This window comes from Romboutsia lituseburensis (assembly GCF_024723825.1).
Classification (GTDB): Bacteria; Bacillota; Clostridia; order Peptostreptococcales; family Peptostreptococcaceae; genus Romboutsia_F; species Romboutsia_F lituseburensis_A.
On the sequence record NZ_JANQBQ010000001.1, the window covers coordinates 1,214,257 to 1,231,504 of the forward strand.

The window sequence follows — 17,248 nt, forward strand, 5'->3', positions numbered from 1 at the left end:
AAGGATATATTTAATAGTTTTTTAATTTATAATAAAATACATTTTTATATTTTATTATACTAATAATGCAAAAAATGCCTCAATAATGACAAAAGCCACTTTGAGACATTTTATTTATTTAAAATATCATATTATATGTAAATGCTGCTACTATCGCTCCACATATTGGTGCTATAACTGGTATTAAAGCATAATCCCAATCAGAGTCTCCTTTTTGAGGTACTGGTAGTAAAAAATGTGCAAGTCTTGGTCCTAAATCTCTAGCAGGATTTATAGCATAACCTGTTGGACCACCTAAACTTAACCCAATTCCCCAAATTAATATTCCAATAGCAATTGGACTTATTCCATCAGCTAATTTAGATGCACCTATCCCTAAAATTGCAAACATTAATACAAATGTTCCTACAAATTCAGTTATAAAGTTTAACTTTAAGTTTCTAACTGCTGGTCCTGTACAAAATACACCTAATTTAGTTGCTTTATCATCTGTTGATTTAAAGTGATCATAATATAGAACTAATACAAGAGCTGCTCCTATAAATGCTCCTATAAATTGTGCTATTAAATACATAGGAACATCTGCCCATGAAAATTTACCTACTGATGCTAGTGCTATTGTAACAGCTGGATTAAAGTGTGCTCCACTAATGCTTCCAAACATAAATACAGGTATCGCAACTGCAAATGCCCATCCTGCAGTTATTGCTATAACACCGCCATTTTCTCCTTTAGTCTTTTTAAGTATTACGTTTGCAACAACTGCATCTCCTAGTAATACTAATATCATTGTTCCTATTAATTCTGCAAAAAAACTTGTATTCATCTTCTCCCCCATAAAATTCCCCTCTCATCTCTGAAAGGGGACACCTATATTAATATGCTGATTTAAATATATTTACTATGTCTTTTTCATTTCCTTTTCTTGGGTTACTGAAAGCATTTCCATCTTTAAGAGCCATTTCAGCCATGTATTCGAAATCTTCTTCTTTTATACCCATTTCTTTTAATGAAGTTGGTATACCTATTTCTTTAGATAATCTAAACATTGCATCTATAGCTTTTTCAGCAGCTTCATGTACTGATAATCCAGATATATTTTCTCCCATAAATTCTGCTATATCAGCAAATTTTTGAGGATTTGATATTACATTGTATTTACAAACATGAGGTAATAACATTGCATTAGCTACACCATGTGGCATATCATATAATCCACCTAATTGATGAGCCATTGCATGAACATATCCTAAGTTACCGTTGTTAAATGCCATACCTGCTAATAATGAAGCGTATGCCATATTGGTTCTAGCTTCTATATTGTCTCCCATAGCTACAGCTTGTCTTAAGTTGTTTGCTATTAATTTTATAGATTGTATAGCAGATGCATCTGTTACAGGGTTAGCATCTTTAGAAACGTAAGCTTCTACTGCATGAGTTAATGCATCCATTCCTGTAGCTGCAGTAAGTCCTGCTGGCTTTCCAACCATTAATTCTGGGTCATTGAAAGATACTAATGGTAAGTTTCTCCAGCTAACTATAACGTACTTAACTTTTGTTTTTGTGTTAGTTATAACACAGTGTCTAGTAACTTCACTTGCAGTTCCTGCAGTAGTGTTTACAGCTATGATTGGAGGTAGTGCATTAGTTAATGTTTCTATTCCAGCATAGTCATATAAATCACCTTCATGAGTTGCAGCTATACCTATACCTTTACCACAGTCATGAGGAGAACCTCCACCTACTGTAACTATCATATCACAATTTTCTTCTTTAAACATTTTTAAACCTTCAGCTACGTTTGTATCTTTTGGGTTTGGTTCAGTTCCATCATATATTACAACTTCAATGCCTGCTTCATTTAAGTATTTTGCAGTTTGTTCTACTGCTCCATTTTCTTGATTTCTTAAGAATTTATCTGTAACTATTAAAACTTTCTTTCCACCTAACATTTTAGCTCTTTCACCAATAACTTTTAAACATCCTGGTCCCATAAAGTTTACACTTGGTACTAAATAATCATACATTCTACTCATTTTATATTCCTCCAAAATTTATAATAATCTTTTTATTTTTTATTTATGAAAAGCGTCAACAGCAGCTTGTGCTATTAACATATCTTCTTCTACTGTTCCACCACTTACACCTACCGCTCCTACAACATTACCATCTACTATTATTGGTAGACCTCCACCAAAGGGCACTATTCTTGCATTGTTTGTAAGTTGAAGCCCATATAAAGATGCTCCTGGTTGAACTGCATCTACTATTTCATGTGTTCCTTGCTTTAAGCAAGCTGATGTAAATGCTTTGTTTATTGATATATCTATGCTTGTTACAAAAGCATTTTCCATTCTATGCATTAGCATAAGGTTTGCACCTTTATCAACTGCAGAAATTACTACTGGGACATTTATTTCTAAAGCCTTTTCTTCTGCTGCTTTAGCCATTACTTTAACTATTTCTAAACTTAATTCCTTAAATTCATTTAGCTTTTTCATAGGTGTACCTCCTAAATTTTTTTAAGTTCTATACCTTTAACTAATCTAGCTGCATTAGCCCCTATATTCCTTAATCTACTATATTCTTTATTCATTTCTATAGTAATTAGAGGACTATTTTTATCTAACTTACTTGTAGTTAAAGCTATTGACTTTTCATTTATTCCAATTCCTACTCCTAATTTAGACTTTAAAGATGCTTCATGGCTTAGGATATTTAAAGTATCATCATTTTTAACTTGTACTTTATAAGGAATACCTTCTTCTTCAATTCCCCATAAAACTTCTTTAAAATCTTCTATACTCACATTTTCACTGTGAATTACATAAACACTCGGTGTGTCTAAATCATAACTTCTTATAATCATAATAAACTCCTTAGTTAGAAGATAGTATAAGTCCTGTTGCTACAGCATTTCTTGGACCTTCTGTACCTCTTATATTTCCTCTACCTGCAACAACACCATAATGAGATAATGAATCTGTTATAAGTTGTGGTACTTCAAAGTCTAAAGATGAGCCTCCAACTAATACTACAAACTCTATATCTCTAATGTTTCCTGTAGGAGAAACTACACTAAGAGCTCTTAAACAATTTGTAACAAATACTTTTTCTTTTGCTTGTCTTCTTATATTTTTTATTTTTTCAACTGAGTTTTGTCCGTCTATTGGTATTAACTCATTGTCTTTTATAATTACTACCTTTGCAAATACTGATGGATCTAGTGGTTTTTCAAAGAATTCAACACTACCATCTTCATGCCTTATGTTAAATAATGACTCTACTTTTGCTAAAGAGTATTTTTTAATATCTTCAGCTGTTGAAAAATCATCAAGACCAAGCTCTGATTTTATAAGCATAGTTACCATATTTCCAGCACCTGCTAAGTGTATAGACTTTATTTCACCTTGCTTATTGATTATTGAAGCATCAGTTGACCCTGCACCCATATCTAGTATTGCAAGTGGAGCACTAGTTCCTGGAGTTGTTAAAGCACCTTTGATTGCAACATCAGCTTCAACTCCACCAACTTCTACTTTTATATCTAACATACTTTCTAATTCTTGAGCTATAATTTGCATTTGCAGTTTATCAGCTTTAACCATAACTGCTATACCTACAGCATTTTCCATAGAAAATTCTTTAGCAAGTCCACCTTTTACGTTTTGTGGAGTGAATGTATCTACTGCTAATAAATCTTGAATCTTTATGTCTGATATATTTTGATTAGTAAGTTCACTCATTACTTGTCTTACTCTCTCAATCATACCTCCTACATTTGTTCCAGATTCTCCTTTTATATCTTCAATTGGTAAACTTATGTTGACTGATTCCATTATTTTCTTTGCACCTTCATCAACATCAACAGTTTCTTTTCTTCTCTCACCTTCAATAATTATTTTTCCAGCAGGTATTTTCTTTTCTTTTACGTCACCTTTTGGAGTTTTTATAACTACTGCAGATCTATTTCCTATAAGTGCTCTAGATATAGGAACTATCATTTTCGTTTCATCAGAAGTTAAATTAAATACTGTTGCTATTCCATAGGGATTAGAAAGTTTATCAATAACTTTTCCAGGTGGTGCTACTTCTACTGCACAAAGCATATTTAAAGGAACTTTTTCTAATAAAGTAACTTCATCTACTATAGGTATACTTTTGTTTAATCTATTATTAATTAAAACAGCATCATCTCTTTGTACTATTGCACCAGTTATTTCTATACCATTTTCAACTGCATGATTTATTCTAAATGCCGCCTCTAAGAAATTCATATCACTTAGTATTAATGGAATATAGCTTTCGTCTAATGCATCTCCTTTTAATAACTCTAAATCTTTTATGTTTATAGTTTTTCCCGTTCCTAGTCCTTCTCCACCAGGTGTAGATGGATTATGACCTATCATAGTTGATTCAGTTATTATTGTTTCAGTTATAGTTTCCATTGCAACATCTCCTATGACTGGAGCTGCTTCATTTATTCTTACTAAATCTAAGTCTTTCATTTGTAGGTTTGCATTTTTTAGTGCCATTTTTAATGATGAAACAACACCTGATATATTGTCTTTAGTTCCTTTTATTCCTGTAGTTGGAACTATTCCACTTGAAATAAACTCGCATTTATCAGAACTTACCTTTGCTATTGCTACTTCTGTTGTCGCGTTTCCAATATCTACACCTGCTATTATTTTCATTTTTTACACCCTTTTTATTCTACTCTTAGTTTTTTTCTAGTTTCATATACACAAGCTGCTTCTCTTACAAATTCTGCATTTATTTTAGCATCATATTTTTCTTCAAGTTCATCAGCTATTTTTAGTAATTCTTCTTTAGTAGATCTAAAAGGTCTTAATGCATTGTATATTTCTAATATTCTTTCATCAGGAACACTTATAAGTTCACCTGCTCTTCTGAAGTTTCTAGCTATTGCATCTCTTTTCATTTCTTCAGCTATTTGAGCTTGCATTTCTAGTGTTTCTTTAGATATTCTTATATCTTCAGGTTTTATTTGTCCTAACATAACGCTTTCTAATGTTATATCATTTAATTTTTTACCTGTTGGTGTACTTATACTTTCAGGTATTTTAGTTGCTAAAGGATATTCTTTAGTAGTCATTTTATTTAATTGCATAATATATCTCCTTTCTTAATTAAAATTTAACTTCTATTTGAACTGGTTTGCTATTTTCTACAATGTGCTTAGTTTCTTTTATATGAAGTAATGCAGCTATTGCCATAAACTTTGGTCTTGCCATTTGGTCATTTCTAGTAGGCACTGGATTTGGTGATTCTCCTTTTGCATACTTTGCTGCATTTTTCCCTATTAATCTAAAAGCTTCTAAATCTAGTAATGGTGCTTGTGGGAATAGTTCTATATTATTTAAAGGAAGTAAATCTTTTTGATGTATGATAGTTGTTCCTTTTGATTGAATACCTATTCCTATTCCTGATCCACTAAATTTTGCTGCATCATTTCCCATAAATGAAACGTCTGAAGTTCTTAATACTCTAACTATACGAGCATGTAAACCTTCTTCTTCTATACCTGCTATAAGTTCTCTTAAAACTTCATCATGCTTTATCCCAACTATAGTTTTAGTTTGATGTTTAAAAAATGAAGGTCCTATTCCTATAACAACCTCATCTGATCTTGTTCCAACGCTAGCTTCACCTATTTCTTCTATTTGAAGAGTTGGCATTACAAACTTATTCATATATCTTCGCCCCTTAATCTATATCTTCTGGTTTTATTACATTTGGTATATTCTTTATTTCATTCCATCTTTCTTCACTTAATCTGTATCCTGTTCCTGGACCTTTGTAATCATTTATATCATTAACTGCACTTATAACATCGAATTTTTCATCTAATATAGCTGATGTTTGTAAGTAATCTCCTGTAACTCTTTGCTTTAACATATTTAATATGTTTTGTGCTACATCATCAAATCCATGCTTACTTAGTGCTTTAACTATATCTAATCCAGTTATTCTATTTTTTAACATTTCTTCAGCAGCTTTTAAATCTTCAACTATATTTCTTTCTGGCATATCTTTACTTCCGTGTGCATAAGTTGCTGCTTCTACTTCTTCATCAGTTACTGTTGGGAATCCTAATTCCTTAAATACTGCTTGAATAGCTTTTGCTGCTTTGTTTCTTATTGCAACTGTTTCTTCTTCATTTACTGGTCTAAGTCCACCATCTACCATTAAATCTCTTTGAAGTATGTTGTAATCGTCAAAGTCTTCTGCATCAAAGTTTGAACCAGCAAACATGTTATCATAGTTTGGAACTGCACTATATCCTGAGAATATAAAATCTGTTCCTGGTAACATTTGCATTAATGTTCTAGCTGTTCTTCTTATATCTGAATGAGAGAATGTTTGGTCATTACCTGAAGCAACTTCTATATCTAACATAGAAGCTATTAAGTTTTCAGCAAGTACAGCTCTTATTCCTGATGGAACAGCTCCTGTCATACCTATACAACTAACTGCTCCATTTTGAAGTCCTTGAACTCCAGCACCTTTAGTTATGTATATACATCTAGCTTCTAAGTAAAGCATTGATTTACCTTCAGCATATCCCATTAATGCTTCTGAACCTGTTCCTGATGTATATCTCATTTTTAATCCTCTTGAAGCATAAGCTGATGCTAAGAATGTTTTTGACCAAGGAGTATCATCTCCATCTGTAAATACTGATTCTGTTCCATATACAGAAACGGTTTCAGCATAACTAGTAAGACCTCTCATACCTAAGTCAAGTTCAGTAGCTTCTTCAACAGAACATTGAGTTAAAACTCCTCCACGACCAACTTGAGAACCTATAAGTATAGCTAATGCATTAAATGGTGCATATCTAGTTATAGCAACAGTCGTTTCTTGTTCTGAGAAACCTCTTATTCCAGCTTCAGCAGCATCTGCAGCTATCTGAACTGGGTTATCTTTTACATTTGTTACGTGACATTGATTTGATGGTGTTTTTCTTGCACGCATTTTTTGCATTGCCATCATCATCTCAACAACATTCATGTGTGATACAACTTCCACTATTTTAGCTGGTGTTATAGATGTACTAATGTTTACTATTTCTTGTCTTCCTACATTTATATCTACTAATCTTCTAGCTATTTCTAAAGAATCTAAGTTCATATATTCTTCAGCTTTTTCTAAATTTATAGCATAGTCTGCTATAAATCTATCTATCATATCAAAGTTTTCTCTTTGTTTATTATCTAATTCAACAACTCTTCCATTTTCTATTTTTATAGAAGGCTTAGGGTCATTAGGGCTGTTCATTGCAATTAATCCTTCATCTGCCCATTCCCCAATAATACCATCTTGGTTTACTGGACGTTTAGCTAAAGCTTCAAATCTTTTTGATTTCACTTTTATATTTCCCCCTCAAGTTATAATTTCGTTTTCCTTGTGATAATTTTAACTTGTTTTTTTATTAAATACATCTTAAAATTTTGTCTTTTTATAGCAAATTTTAGCCTATTTTTTTATAAAAAATAGGATTTTTTTGTCTTTTTTATTTTTAAATAAAAAAATAGTCCTATTTTTTAAATAGAACTATCTTTTTTATTTAAATCTCTATATTTTTTAGGTGTCATGCCTTCTGTTTTTTTAAATATTCTTATGAAATATCCACAATCTTCAAATCCTAAATCTATAGCTATATTATTTATCGGTCTATCTGTATTTACAAGAATTTGCTTCGCTTTTGCAACCTTTTTTTCATTCAAATATGCAACAAAATTAAGCCCAGTTTCTTTTTTAAATAACTTGCTAAAATAACATTGACTTAAATTACACACAAAGGATATCTTATCTAATGTTATGTTTTCTTGAATGTTATCATCTATATATTCAATCGCTTTAATTATAGGAGATTCAATCTCCAATTCGTTAGTTTTTAAATTAACAACAGTAGTTATTTTTTCATTTTTTTCTATGTTTATATCTACTTTATTTCCTTGTGTTAATTTATAGTTAGCTTCATTTAATGACATCTTAAGTACTGCTTCTTCTACTATATAATTACTTATATGAAACATCATCTGAGAAATGGATTTTATTTTATTAAAACTTACTTTGGGAAGTTTATTGTACTCAGATTCTAGTGACTTTTTTAAATCTTCATCTAAATTATAAAAGTTTTTTTTAGACATTACGATTTCTTCTAAGTCTACATTATTTTCATCTTCCATTAATATCTGTCCTGCCATTACTGCTCCTAAGTATTGATTATTTACTATTATAGGTACTGCAAAATCAACTAAACCTTTATGACATTTATATATATATGCTTCTTTTATTCTTACAGATTCAAGACCTCCCCTTGAATCACATTTTTCGCAAAGAACAGAATATTCTTCTATGTTTCTAATCATATAACAAAATTTGCTACAATTACTATGACTAGTAATAGGTTTTCCTTTGTAGTCTACCATTATTATTGCTGTATCTGTTGCTTTCGCTATATCATCTTGTATTTTTTGGAATGATTCTATATTTATTATTTCTTCTAATGATAATGTATTCTTCAATGTTCCACATCCCTTTTATTTTTAACATTTTATATCAATTTTCTAGTTTCATTATATTGCTATATTTAAATTTTTTCAATAATAATATAAGTATCCAATATTTTTATGTCATATTTTCGCCACTTTATGTTCTATTTTTATACCAACATATAATAGCTATAATTAGTGTAATTTTTAAATTCAATAAACTCTTTTTATAATTTATATGAACTTACTTATAGTATTACTTGATTACAATAAAAAAGGTAAATTCTATTTTTAGAATCCACCTTTTTTACAACCGATTATTTTTTACATAGTTTAAAGAAATCTTCTTCATTTTGTTTTATTACAAGCTCTCCATCTATTTTACCAGCTACTTCTTTAGAAAATGCTCTACAGGCTCCTATACATCCTGTTTTTACATTTTCTTCTCCTGCAATTTCCTTTAATTTATTTACATCTATATTAGAACAATATGGGCATACTCTTATCATGTCAAATCTCCTTTTGATTTTTAATTTATGTTATTAAAATTATACCCATAAAAAAATCTATTAAACAAACTTTCTATCTTAATCTTAAGGCTAACCTTTGATTACTTTCTTCTATATATGTTTCTATTTTATCTTGTGTTTTATAAAATTCTTTTAATTCCTTAAATTTCCCTTCTTCACTATCATTTAATATATAATTTTTATACTTTTCATGGTATGGAACATAACCTATCTCTTGACTAGCTAATTTAGTTTTTATAATCCATCTATCAATCATAATAAAACATGCTACTACTATAGGTATTACAATAAATATAAATAAATATTTATTTTTTTTTATAATCTTTCCATATTTTTTCTCTAATTTTCTTTTTCTAAATGAAATTACGTTTGATGCATTTTTCATTTTTACCCCTTTTCCCCCTTGATTAAAACATTTTCCCTTCCAATTATATTATAGCTTATGCCATATTTTGTATCAATCGACTTTAAAAGTTTTTTTTCTACATAAAATATATTAGAAAAAATCTTTAGACAACTTTTTGATTTTACCTAGATAGTATCTTGTATACACACCTATACTATGTTATACTAAGAAAGTTATTTTAATGCTGAAAGGAGCAAATTAAATGTCAAAAAATAAAATAATAAACATCGCAGTTATTGCCCATGTTGATGCTGGTAAATCAACATTAGTTGATGCATTCTTACATCAATCAGGTACATTCAGAGATAACGAAGTAGTAAAAGACTGTGTAATGGATAGTAACGACCTTGAAGCCGAGAGAGGTATAACAATATATTCTAAGAACTGTTCTATAAACTACAAGGACTACAAAATAAATATAGTAGATACTCCAGGACATAGTGACTTCTCTTCTGAGGTTGAACGTGTTATAAAGACTGTTGATACAGTTATATTACTAGTTGATGCTAGTGAAGGTCCAATGCCTCAAACAAGATTCGTTTTACAAAAATCGTTAGAAGCTGGACTTAGACCAATATTATTCATCAATAAGATAGATAAACAAGATCAAAGAGCTGAAGAAGTTGTTGACGAAGTATTCGACTTATTCGTTGACTTAAATGCAACTGATGAGCAATGTGAATTCCCAATAATATACGGTATAGCTAAGCAAGGTATAGCTAAAAAAGAAATGGAAGACGAAAGTTCTAACTTAGCTCCATTATTTGAAACTGTTGTTGAACATGTTGAAGCATACCCTGATTATAGTGAAGAACCTCTTCAATTACAAGTATCTGCACTTGCATACGATGATTATGTAGGTAGACTTGGTATAGGTAGAGTTTACAAAGGTACTGTTAAAAACGGTTCTCAAGTTTCTATATGTAAGGCTGACGGATCAGTAGCTAGAGGAAGAATAGCTAAGCTTACAGTTTATGAAGGATTAAATCAAGTTGAGAAAGATGAAGCTTATGCTGGTGATATAGTTGTTATAGCTGGTATAACAGATATATCTATAGGTGAAACTATATGTAACCCGGACAATCCATTACCAATGGAATTAATACACATAGAAGAACCTACATTATCTATGAACTTCTTAGTTAATGATTCTCCATTCTGTGGAAAAAGCGGTAAATTCGTAACTACTAGACATTTAAAAGATAGATTAGATAAAGAATTAGAAGTTAACGTTGGATTAAAAGTTGAGCCAATGGATACTACTGATGGATACAGAGTATCTGGACGTGGAGAGCTTCACTTATCTATACTTCTTGAAAACATGAGACGTGAAGGATATGAAATAGGTGTTTCTAAGCCAGAAGTTTTATTCATAAAAGAAGACGGAAAATTATTAGAACCAATGGAAAGAGTTATAGTTAACTGTCCAGAAGTTTACTCAGGAACTGTTATAAATAAATTAAACTTAAGAAAAGCTATGATGGAAGCTATGGAAATAGAAGGTGATTATGTTAAAATAACATTCATCGCTCCGACAAGAGGATTACTTGGATACAGAAGTGAATTCATAAATGATACTCGCGGAGAAGGTTCTTTAGTTAGATCATTTGAAAGATACGAAGAACATAAAGGTGAAATGCCAGGAAGAACTAACGGAGTTTTAATAGCTCAAACTCCAGGTACAACTATGGCTTATGCTCTTAATGCTTTAAGTGAAAGGGCTCAAATGTTCGTTGACCCTGCTGTTGAAGTTTACGAAGGTATGATAATAGGTATGAACTCTAGAAAAGATGACATGACTGTTAACCCTTGTAAAAACAAAAAATTAACTAACGTTCGTGCTTCTGGTACTGATGATGCAGTAAAATTACAAGCTGCAAGAACATTTACTTTAGAAGAAGCTTTAGAATTTATAGATGATGATGAGTTAGTTGAAATAACTCCAGATGCTATAAGACTTAGAAAAAAATACTTAAATGAGCATGATAGATTAAGATACAATAAATCTAGACAAGGTAAATAGTAAGTAAAAAAGAACTATTATTTTTTAATAGTTCTTTTTTTGCGCAGAAGTAAAAATATAGATGCTAATTTTAGCATCTATATTTTTTATTTTTGCAATTTATATTTATTATATAAGTACAAAGTTTATAACACATTTTAATAGTATGCTTCATTATTATAACTTAAACTTATATATTTATTTTTTGATTTATATTTGATCAGTTGTTACATCATCTAGTACATGACTTTCCGTCAAGTAAGATAAAAATGTTAATCCATACATAACGAAAACTAATCCTGCTGTTATGAATACTATTCCCATTTCATTAATCCCTCCTTTTATTATTATTATATCCATTGCGTATGAAATTTTTATGAATTTTACTTGAATATTTATATATATTTACCAATTTTAAATTATATAGTTTATTCCGTCTTATTATGCACGTCTTTTATAAATTAAATACATTATATTACATTTATTAATTTAATTACCAGTTTAAATTTTGTAACTTTTTACATTAATTATTTTTTTATATAAATATCGCTATTATTTTTTTTAAATGTGTAGTATAATATTTTTAGTACCAGGTCATAATATCAAATATTATAATCATGTACTTGTATATTTTATATAAGGAGGCGATTATTATAAAGCCGTTACAAATTGGAGACTTAATTGCAAAAGTACCTATAATACAAGGTGGAATGGGTGTCGGAATATCTAGATCATCTTTAGCAGCAGCTGTAGCTCGTGCTGGTGGTGTCGGAGTTATTTCTGGTGTTCATGTAGGATACGATGAAGAAGATTTTGAAACAAATACTTTAAATGCGAATTTAAGAGCTTTAAAAAAGCATATTATAAAAGCTAAAGAAAATGCACCTAAAGGAATAATTGGTGTAAATTTAATGGTTGCCATGAATAATTATGAGCAGCATGTAAAAGAAGCTATTTCAGCTGGAGTTGATCTAATTATTTCAGGAGCTGGTTTACCAAGTAGGTTACCTTCTTTAGTTAAGGGTAGCAAAGTAAAAATAGCACCTATTATATCTACGTCTAAAGCGTGTAAAGTCATTTTAAAAATGTGGGATAGAAAAGAAGAAATGACTGCAGACTTAATAGTTGTAGAAGGTCCTAACGCTGGAGGTCACTTGGGTTATCATAAAGAGGAGTTAAAAAATATAGACTCTATTGATTATGATAAAGAGTTTGTTGAGATATTAAAAGTAACTAAAGAATACGAAGAAAAATATAATAAGAAAATTCCAGTAGTTGCTGCTGGTGGTATTTTTACTGGTGAAGATGTTTTAAAATATATAAATATTGGTGCTAGTGGTGTTCAAGTTGGTACAAAGTTCGTAGCTACGCATGAATGTGACGCATCACCAATATTTAAAAATACTTATATAAACTCTAACAAAGAAGATATAAACTTAGTAGTAAGTCCCGTTGGTATGCCAGGTCGCGCTATACACAATAAATTTATAGAAAAAGTTAGTGAAACTAGACCTAAAATAACTAAATGCTATAATTGTTTAATTCCTTGTAATCCTAAGGATACACCTTATTGCATATCAGAAGCTCTTATAAATGCAGTTAAAGGTGATATTGATAATGCTTTACTATTTTGTGGTTCAAATGCCTATAAGATAGATAGATTGTATTCTGTGGACGAAGTCATAAGTGAATTAACATGTAAATTATAGATATATAATTTTTTAGATTAATTATATTTAAACCTTAAACACTCCTAATCCTAAGGTTTATACCTTTTCATATCTAAAAAATTTATTATATACTAAATATATGTTTAACTTTATTGCTCCAACCAATATAGTTGTCAGTTTCTTAGTATATAAGTTTTTCATATCTTATAATTAATATCATACATAAAAAATAGAGCTAATATTAGCTCTATTTTTTATGTTTATTCAAAAAGTTCTCTCACTTCTTTTAACTTCTCTACTATATTTATATGTTGCGGACATTTTTGCTCACAAGCTCCACATTCTCCACAATTAGATGCATCACTACCTTCACTAACCAAAAATCCATGATACATATCTTTTGCCTTTTTTATATCATTAAACATAGAAGAACTATTTAATAACTCAAAACATAGTGGGATCTGCACTCCTTTAGGGCATGGTAAACAGTACTTGCACCCTGTACAGTTTACTTTTATCTTTGATTTAAATTCTTTACTTAATTCTTCTATGATTTGTTTTTCAAACTTAGTCATTAAATTAGCATCGCCTTGACTATTTGCTGCTTTTATATTATCTATAACTTGTTCCAATGATGACATTCCGCTGAGAACTACTGAAATTTCTTCTTTATCATATAAAAACTTAAACGCCCACTCTACTGCATTTTTTTTAATTGGAGCATTTTTTATTATAGATTTTATTTCTCCACTTAGGTTGTTTACTAAAGCCCCTCCTCTTAATGGTTCCATTATTATAACCCCAAGCCCTTTATTGTGAGCGTATAAAAGCCCTTCTGTTCCCGCTTGATACTTCTCATCTATATAATTATATTGGATTTGTACAAAATCCCACTCATAGTCATCTATAATGTATTTAAATACATCTAATGTATCATGGAATGAAAAACCTACATATTTAACTAACTTTTCTTCCTTAATGCTTCTTATAAAATCAAATAAGCCATTTTCCTTTAACCTACCATAGTCTTCTTTATTTAAACTATGAATCAAATAAAAGTCAATTTGATTAGTTTGTAGCTTTTTTAATTGTTCATTTATAAATTTATCCATATCTTCTCTTTTATTGACTGCCCATGATGGTAGCTTTGTTGCTAACTTTATTTTTTCTCTATATCCATCTTTTAATGCTTTCCCTAAAAAAATTTCACTTTCTCCATTATGATATGGGTATGCAGTGTCTATATAATTTACCCCGTTATCGATTGCATACCTTATCATTTTTAATGATTTTTCTTCATCTATTTTTTCATCTTTTTGAGGAAACCTCATACATCCAAAGCCAAGTATTGATACTTCTTCCCCAGTCTTCCCTAACTTTCTATATTTCATAAATATTCCTCCCCTGACATATGTATTATTTATATATTATTTTATATGTTTATAAAATAAAAGAATACTTATTTTGAAATAAATCATTACAATATAAATATATAAATATTACGTAATTTAACTTTATTATTATAATAACATAACCAAATAAAGCAAATCATTTTTTGCATTTTATTTTTCATAGAAAAAATATATATTTTATAAAAAAATATACTAAATTTAAAATCAATTCTTGATTTATATTTATTTACAATGTATCCTATTTAAAGAGTATATTTTTATACTAATTAAATATGTAATCATAGGAGAGTGATGGGAAATGGATCACAGTCCGTTGCGGAATGTGGAATTTAATAACTATCACTTATTATTATCTTAAAATGAACGAATTTTTTTATTTGATTATATAAATCGATCATTTAATAGATAATATTAAGTGATAAGATTTATAAAAATTGAATAAAGGATGTGTTGCCATGATAAGATACTATAAGACTATTGACAACAAATTGGAAAAGCTAAATTCTTTTGAAAGTGGCTGTTGGATAAATCTTGTTGAACCTAACCAAAGTGAAATAAGTGAAATTGTTGCTTTATTAAATATAGATATTGAAAGTATTAAATCTGCTCTAGATGAGGAAGAACGTTCGAGAATAGATGTCGAGGATAATCACACACTTATACTTATAGATTTACCTGTAGATGAAAGTGATAGTAACTCTTCTCATTATTCAACAATACCTCTAGGTATTATAATAGGAGATAGCTTTATTTTAACAGTCTGCTCTACTCAAACTAAAATATTAAATGACTTTATTGTAGGGCATATTAAAGACTTCTATACTTATAAAAAAACTCGTTTTATACTTCAAATTCTCTATAAAAATGCAAGTTATTATCTATACTACTTAAGAAGAATAAATAAGATGACTTCTGTAATAGAAAGAGAAGTTACTAAATCCATGAAAAATAAAGAGCTTATACAACTTCTAGAATTAGAAAAATCACTAGTTTATTTTTCTACTTCTTTAAAAGCCATTGAACTAGTTTTAAATAAGATGGTAAGAACTAATAGTATAAAAAAATATCCAGATGACGAGGACTTGCTAGAAGATGTTATAGTTGAAAATAAGCAGGCTTTAGAGATGGCTACTATATACGGTGATATATTAAGCCGAGTAATGGATGCATTTAGTGCCATTATTAGTAACAATCAAAATAATGTTATGCAATTTTTAACTTCTGTTACATTAATAACTACTATCCCAACTATAGTTTCAGGTTTTTTCGGAATGAACGTAGGTGGTATTCCATATGGTAATGATATAAATGGATTTTGGATTGTAATGTTAATTACTACTTTAATTTGTTTAATAGTTACCTTTTTCATGTCTAGAAATAAGTTATTATAAATTTTATTACATTTATACAATATAACTATAAAATATTAATTACCGAGTAAAATAAATATTTATATAAAAATTTATTTTTTATTGCAAAATTTACTATTTAATATTACAATAACATTATAATTAAATTGATTCCCTGAAGGGGAGTAGCTTACCATACATAAGTGTGGATAATCAGTCGTCATTTCAGTGTAATACACTCGGTTGATTAAGCAAGTTTATACTTGAAAGCAAGACCTTCAAAGCAGATATTTATCTGTTTTGGGGGTTTTTTTAATGTATTATACTAAAATATGCGGAGGTTTATTATGAATTATATTTTATTAATACTTGGGTTTTTCTTACTCATTAAGGGGGCTGATTATTTTGTTGATGGTTCATCTAATATAGCAAAGGTATTAAACATACCACCTATTATAATAGGTCTTACCATCGTTACTTTCGGAACTAGTGCTCCAGAAGCAGCTGTAAGTATTACAGCCTCTTTAGATGGACAAAATGGAATGGCTATGGGGAATGTTATTGGATCTAATATATTTAATATACTTATGGTAGTAGGTGCTGCTGGATATATTAAAACACTACATGTTGAAAAATCAATACTATCTAAAGAGTTTCCTTTTTTATTATTCACTTCAATATTAATAGTTTTTCTAACAGGTGATTCTTTGTTTAGAAATAGTTCAATTAATGTTTTAAGTAAATTTGATGGTATCGTCTTACTTATTTTATTTGGTTTGTTTTTCTACAATTTAATAAACACTGCTTTAAAATCTAAAAATAAATTTACAGAGAACGAAAGTTTAATCTCAATAGATGCAGATACTATTTCATATAGTATAGAACAACCATTGTATAAGTCTATATTTTATTCAATTTTCGGAATGATTGCAATAATAATCGGAGGTAAATTAGTTGTTTATTCTGGATCGTCTATAGCCTCTACATTTGGTATTAGCGATAAATTAATCGGACTTACTATTGTTTCTATAGGGACTTCATTACCTGAATTTGTAACATCTATTATAGCTGCTACAAAAGGTGAAAGTGATATAGCATTAGGAAATGTTATTGGATCTAATATATTTAATATACTTTTTGTATTAGGTGCATCTTCATTTATATCTCCTATAACTGTACAAAATGGGCTTTTATTAGATGGGGTATTTATGATAATAGTTACTTTTATAACATATATATTTGCTTCTAGAAAGAAAGATGTGAATAAAATTGAAAGTTTAACTCTTATTGGCCTTTATTTATTTTATATGGCTTATCTAATTATGACAGCTTAATATTATATTAAGCTGTCATA

At 29.3% G+C, this 17,248-nt stretch carries 16 protein-coding genes; 4 read left to right on the top strand and 12 right to left on the bottom strand.

The annotated features are described in order from the left end of the window. Window positions 1–118: 118 nt before the first annotated feature. From NWE74_RS05935 to NWE74_RS05985, 11 genes are all read right to left on the bottom strand, one after another. Window positions 119–826, bottom strand: coding sequence for an MIP/aquaporin family protein (locus NWE74_RS05935; RefSeq protein ID WP_258242311.1), 708 nt, complete (start codon window positions 824–826; stop codon window positions 119–121). Window positions 827–875: 49 nt separating this feature from the next. After that, window positions 876–2,036: an iron-containing alcohol dehydrogenase gene (locus NWE74_RS05940; RefSeq protein ID WP_258242312.1), complete on the bottom strand. Its 1,161-nt coding sequence runs from the start codon at window positions 2,034–2,036 to the stop codon at window positions 876–878. Between the two features lie 39 nt (window positions 2,037–2,075). Further along, on the bottom strand, window positions 2,076–2,501 hold the full coding sequence (locus NWE74_RS05945) for a GlcG/HbpS family heme-binding protein (protein ID WP_258242313.1): 426 nt from the start codon (window positions 2,499–2,501) through the stop codon (window positions 2,076–2,078). An 11-nt stretch (window positions 2,502–2,512) separates the two neighbouring features. Continuing rightward, window positions 2,513–2,869, bottom strand: coding sequence for a glycerol dehydratase reactivase beta/small subunit family protein (locus NWE74_RS05950; RefSeq protein WP_258242314.1), 357 nt, complete (start codon window positions 2,867–2,869; stop codon window positions 2,513–2,515). A gap of 10 nt (window positions 2,870–2,879) precedes the next feature. Then, a complete protein-coding gene (locus tag NWE74_RS05955; protein ID WP_258242315.1) occupies window positions 2,880–4,697 on the bottom strand; it encodes a diol dehydratase reactivase subunit alpha in 1,818 nt (605 codons plus the stop codon). A 14-nt stretch (window positions 4,698–4,711) separates the two neighbouring features. Continuing rightward, window positions 4,712–5,134, bottom strand: coding sequence for a diol dehydratase small subunit (locus tag NWE74_RS05960; protein WP_258242316.1), 423 nt, complete (start codon window positions 5,132–5,134; stop codon window positions 4,712–4,714). A gap of 19 nt (window positions 5,135–5,153) precedes the next feature. Then, window positions 5,154–5,717 (bottom strand): propanediol/glycerol family dehydratase medium subunit, encoded by a 564-nt coding sequence (locus tag NWE74_RS05965; RefSeq protein ID WP_258242317.1) that lies wholly within the window; start codon window positions 5,715–5,717, stop codon window positions 5,154–5,156. Window positions 5,718–5,730: 13 nt separating this feature from the next. Next, window positions 5,731–7,395, bottom strand: a complete 1,665-nt coding sequence (locus NWE74_RS05970; RefSeq protein WP_258242318.1) for a propanediol/glycerol family dehydratase large subunit — start codon at window positions 7,393–7,395, stop codon at window positions 5,731–5,733. A 176-nt stretch (window positions 7,396–7,571) separates the two neighbouring features. Then, window positions 7,572–8,558, bottom strand: coding sequence for a PocR ligand-binding domain-containing protein (locus NWE74_RS05975; protein ID WP_258242319.1), 987 nt, complete (start codon window positions 8,556–8,558; stop codon window positions 7,572–7,574). 284 nt (window positions 8,559–8,842) lie between these two features. Continuing rightward, the gene (locus NWE74_RS05980) at window positions 8,843–9,034 is read right to left on the bottom strand and encodes a DUF1450 domain-containing protein (protein WP_258242320.1); all 192 of its coding nucleotides are present in this window, start codon (window positions 9,032–9,034) and stop codon (window positions 8,843–8,845) included. 73 nt (window positions 9,035–9,107) lie between these two features. Beyond that, window positions 9,108–9,440, bottom strand: a complete 333-nt coding sequence (locus NWE74_RS05985; protein WP_258242321.1) for a hypothetical protein — start codon at window positions 9,438–9,440, stop codon at window positions 9,108–9,110. A gap of 223 nt (window positions 9,441–9,663) precedes the next feature. Between NWE74_RS05985 and typA the strand changes: the two genes are divergently transcribed. Both typA and NWE74_RS05995 read left to right on the top strand, forming a co-directional pair. Continuing rightward, window positions 9,664–11,484, top strand: coding sequence for a translational GTPase TypA (gene typA, locus NWE74_RS05990; protein WP_258242322.1), 1,821 nt, complete (start codon window positions 9,664–9,666; stop codon window positions 11,482–11,484). 596 nt (window positions 11,485–12,080) lie between these two features. After that, window positions 12,081–13,172: a nitronate monooxygenase family protein gene (locus tag NWE74_RS05995; protein ID WP_330666312.1), complete on the top strand. Its 1,092-nt coding sequence runs from the start codon at window positions 12,081–12,083 to the stop codon at window positions 13,170–13,172. Between the two features lie 221 nt (window positions 13,173–13,393). On the opposite strand, the gene NWE74_RS06000 is transcribed toward NWE74_RS05995, so the two are convergent. Next, window positions 13,394–14,524 carry an aldo/keto reductase gene (locus NWE74_RS06000; protein WP_258242323.1) on the bottom strand — a complete coding sequence of 377 codons (1,131 nt, stop codon included), beginning with the start codon at window positions 14,522–14,524 and terminating at the stop codon, window positions 13,394–13,396. A gap of 476 nt (window positions 14,525–15,000) precedes the next feature. Between NWE74_RS06000 and NWE74_RS06005 the strand changes: the two genes are divergently transcribed. Further along, window positions 15,001–15,936: a magnesium transporter CorA family protein gene (locus tag NWE74_RS06005; RefSeq protein WP_258242324.1), complete on the top strand. Its 936-nt coding sequence runs from the start codon at window positions 15,001–15,003 to the stop codon at window positions 15,934–15,936. A gap of 305 nt (window positions 15,937–16,241) precedes the next feature. Then, window positions 16,242–17,228 carry a calcium/sodium antiporter gene (locus tag NWE74_RS06010; RefSeq protein ID WP_258242325.1) on the top strand — a complete coding sequence of 329 codons (987 nt, stop codon included), beginning with the start codon at window positions 16,242–16,244 and terminating at the stop codon, window positions 17,226–17,228. Window positions 17,229–17,248 lie beyond the last annotated feature (20 nt).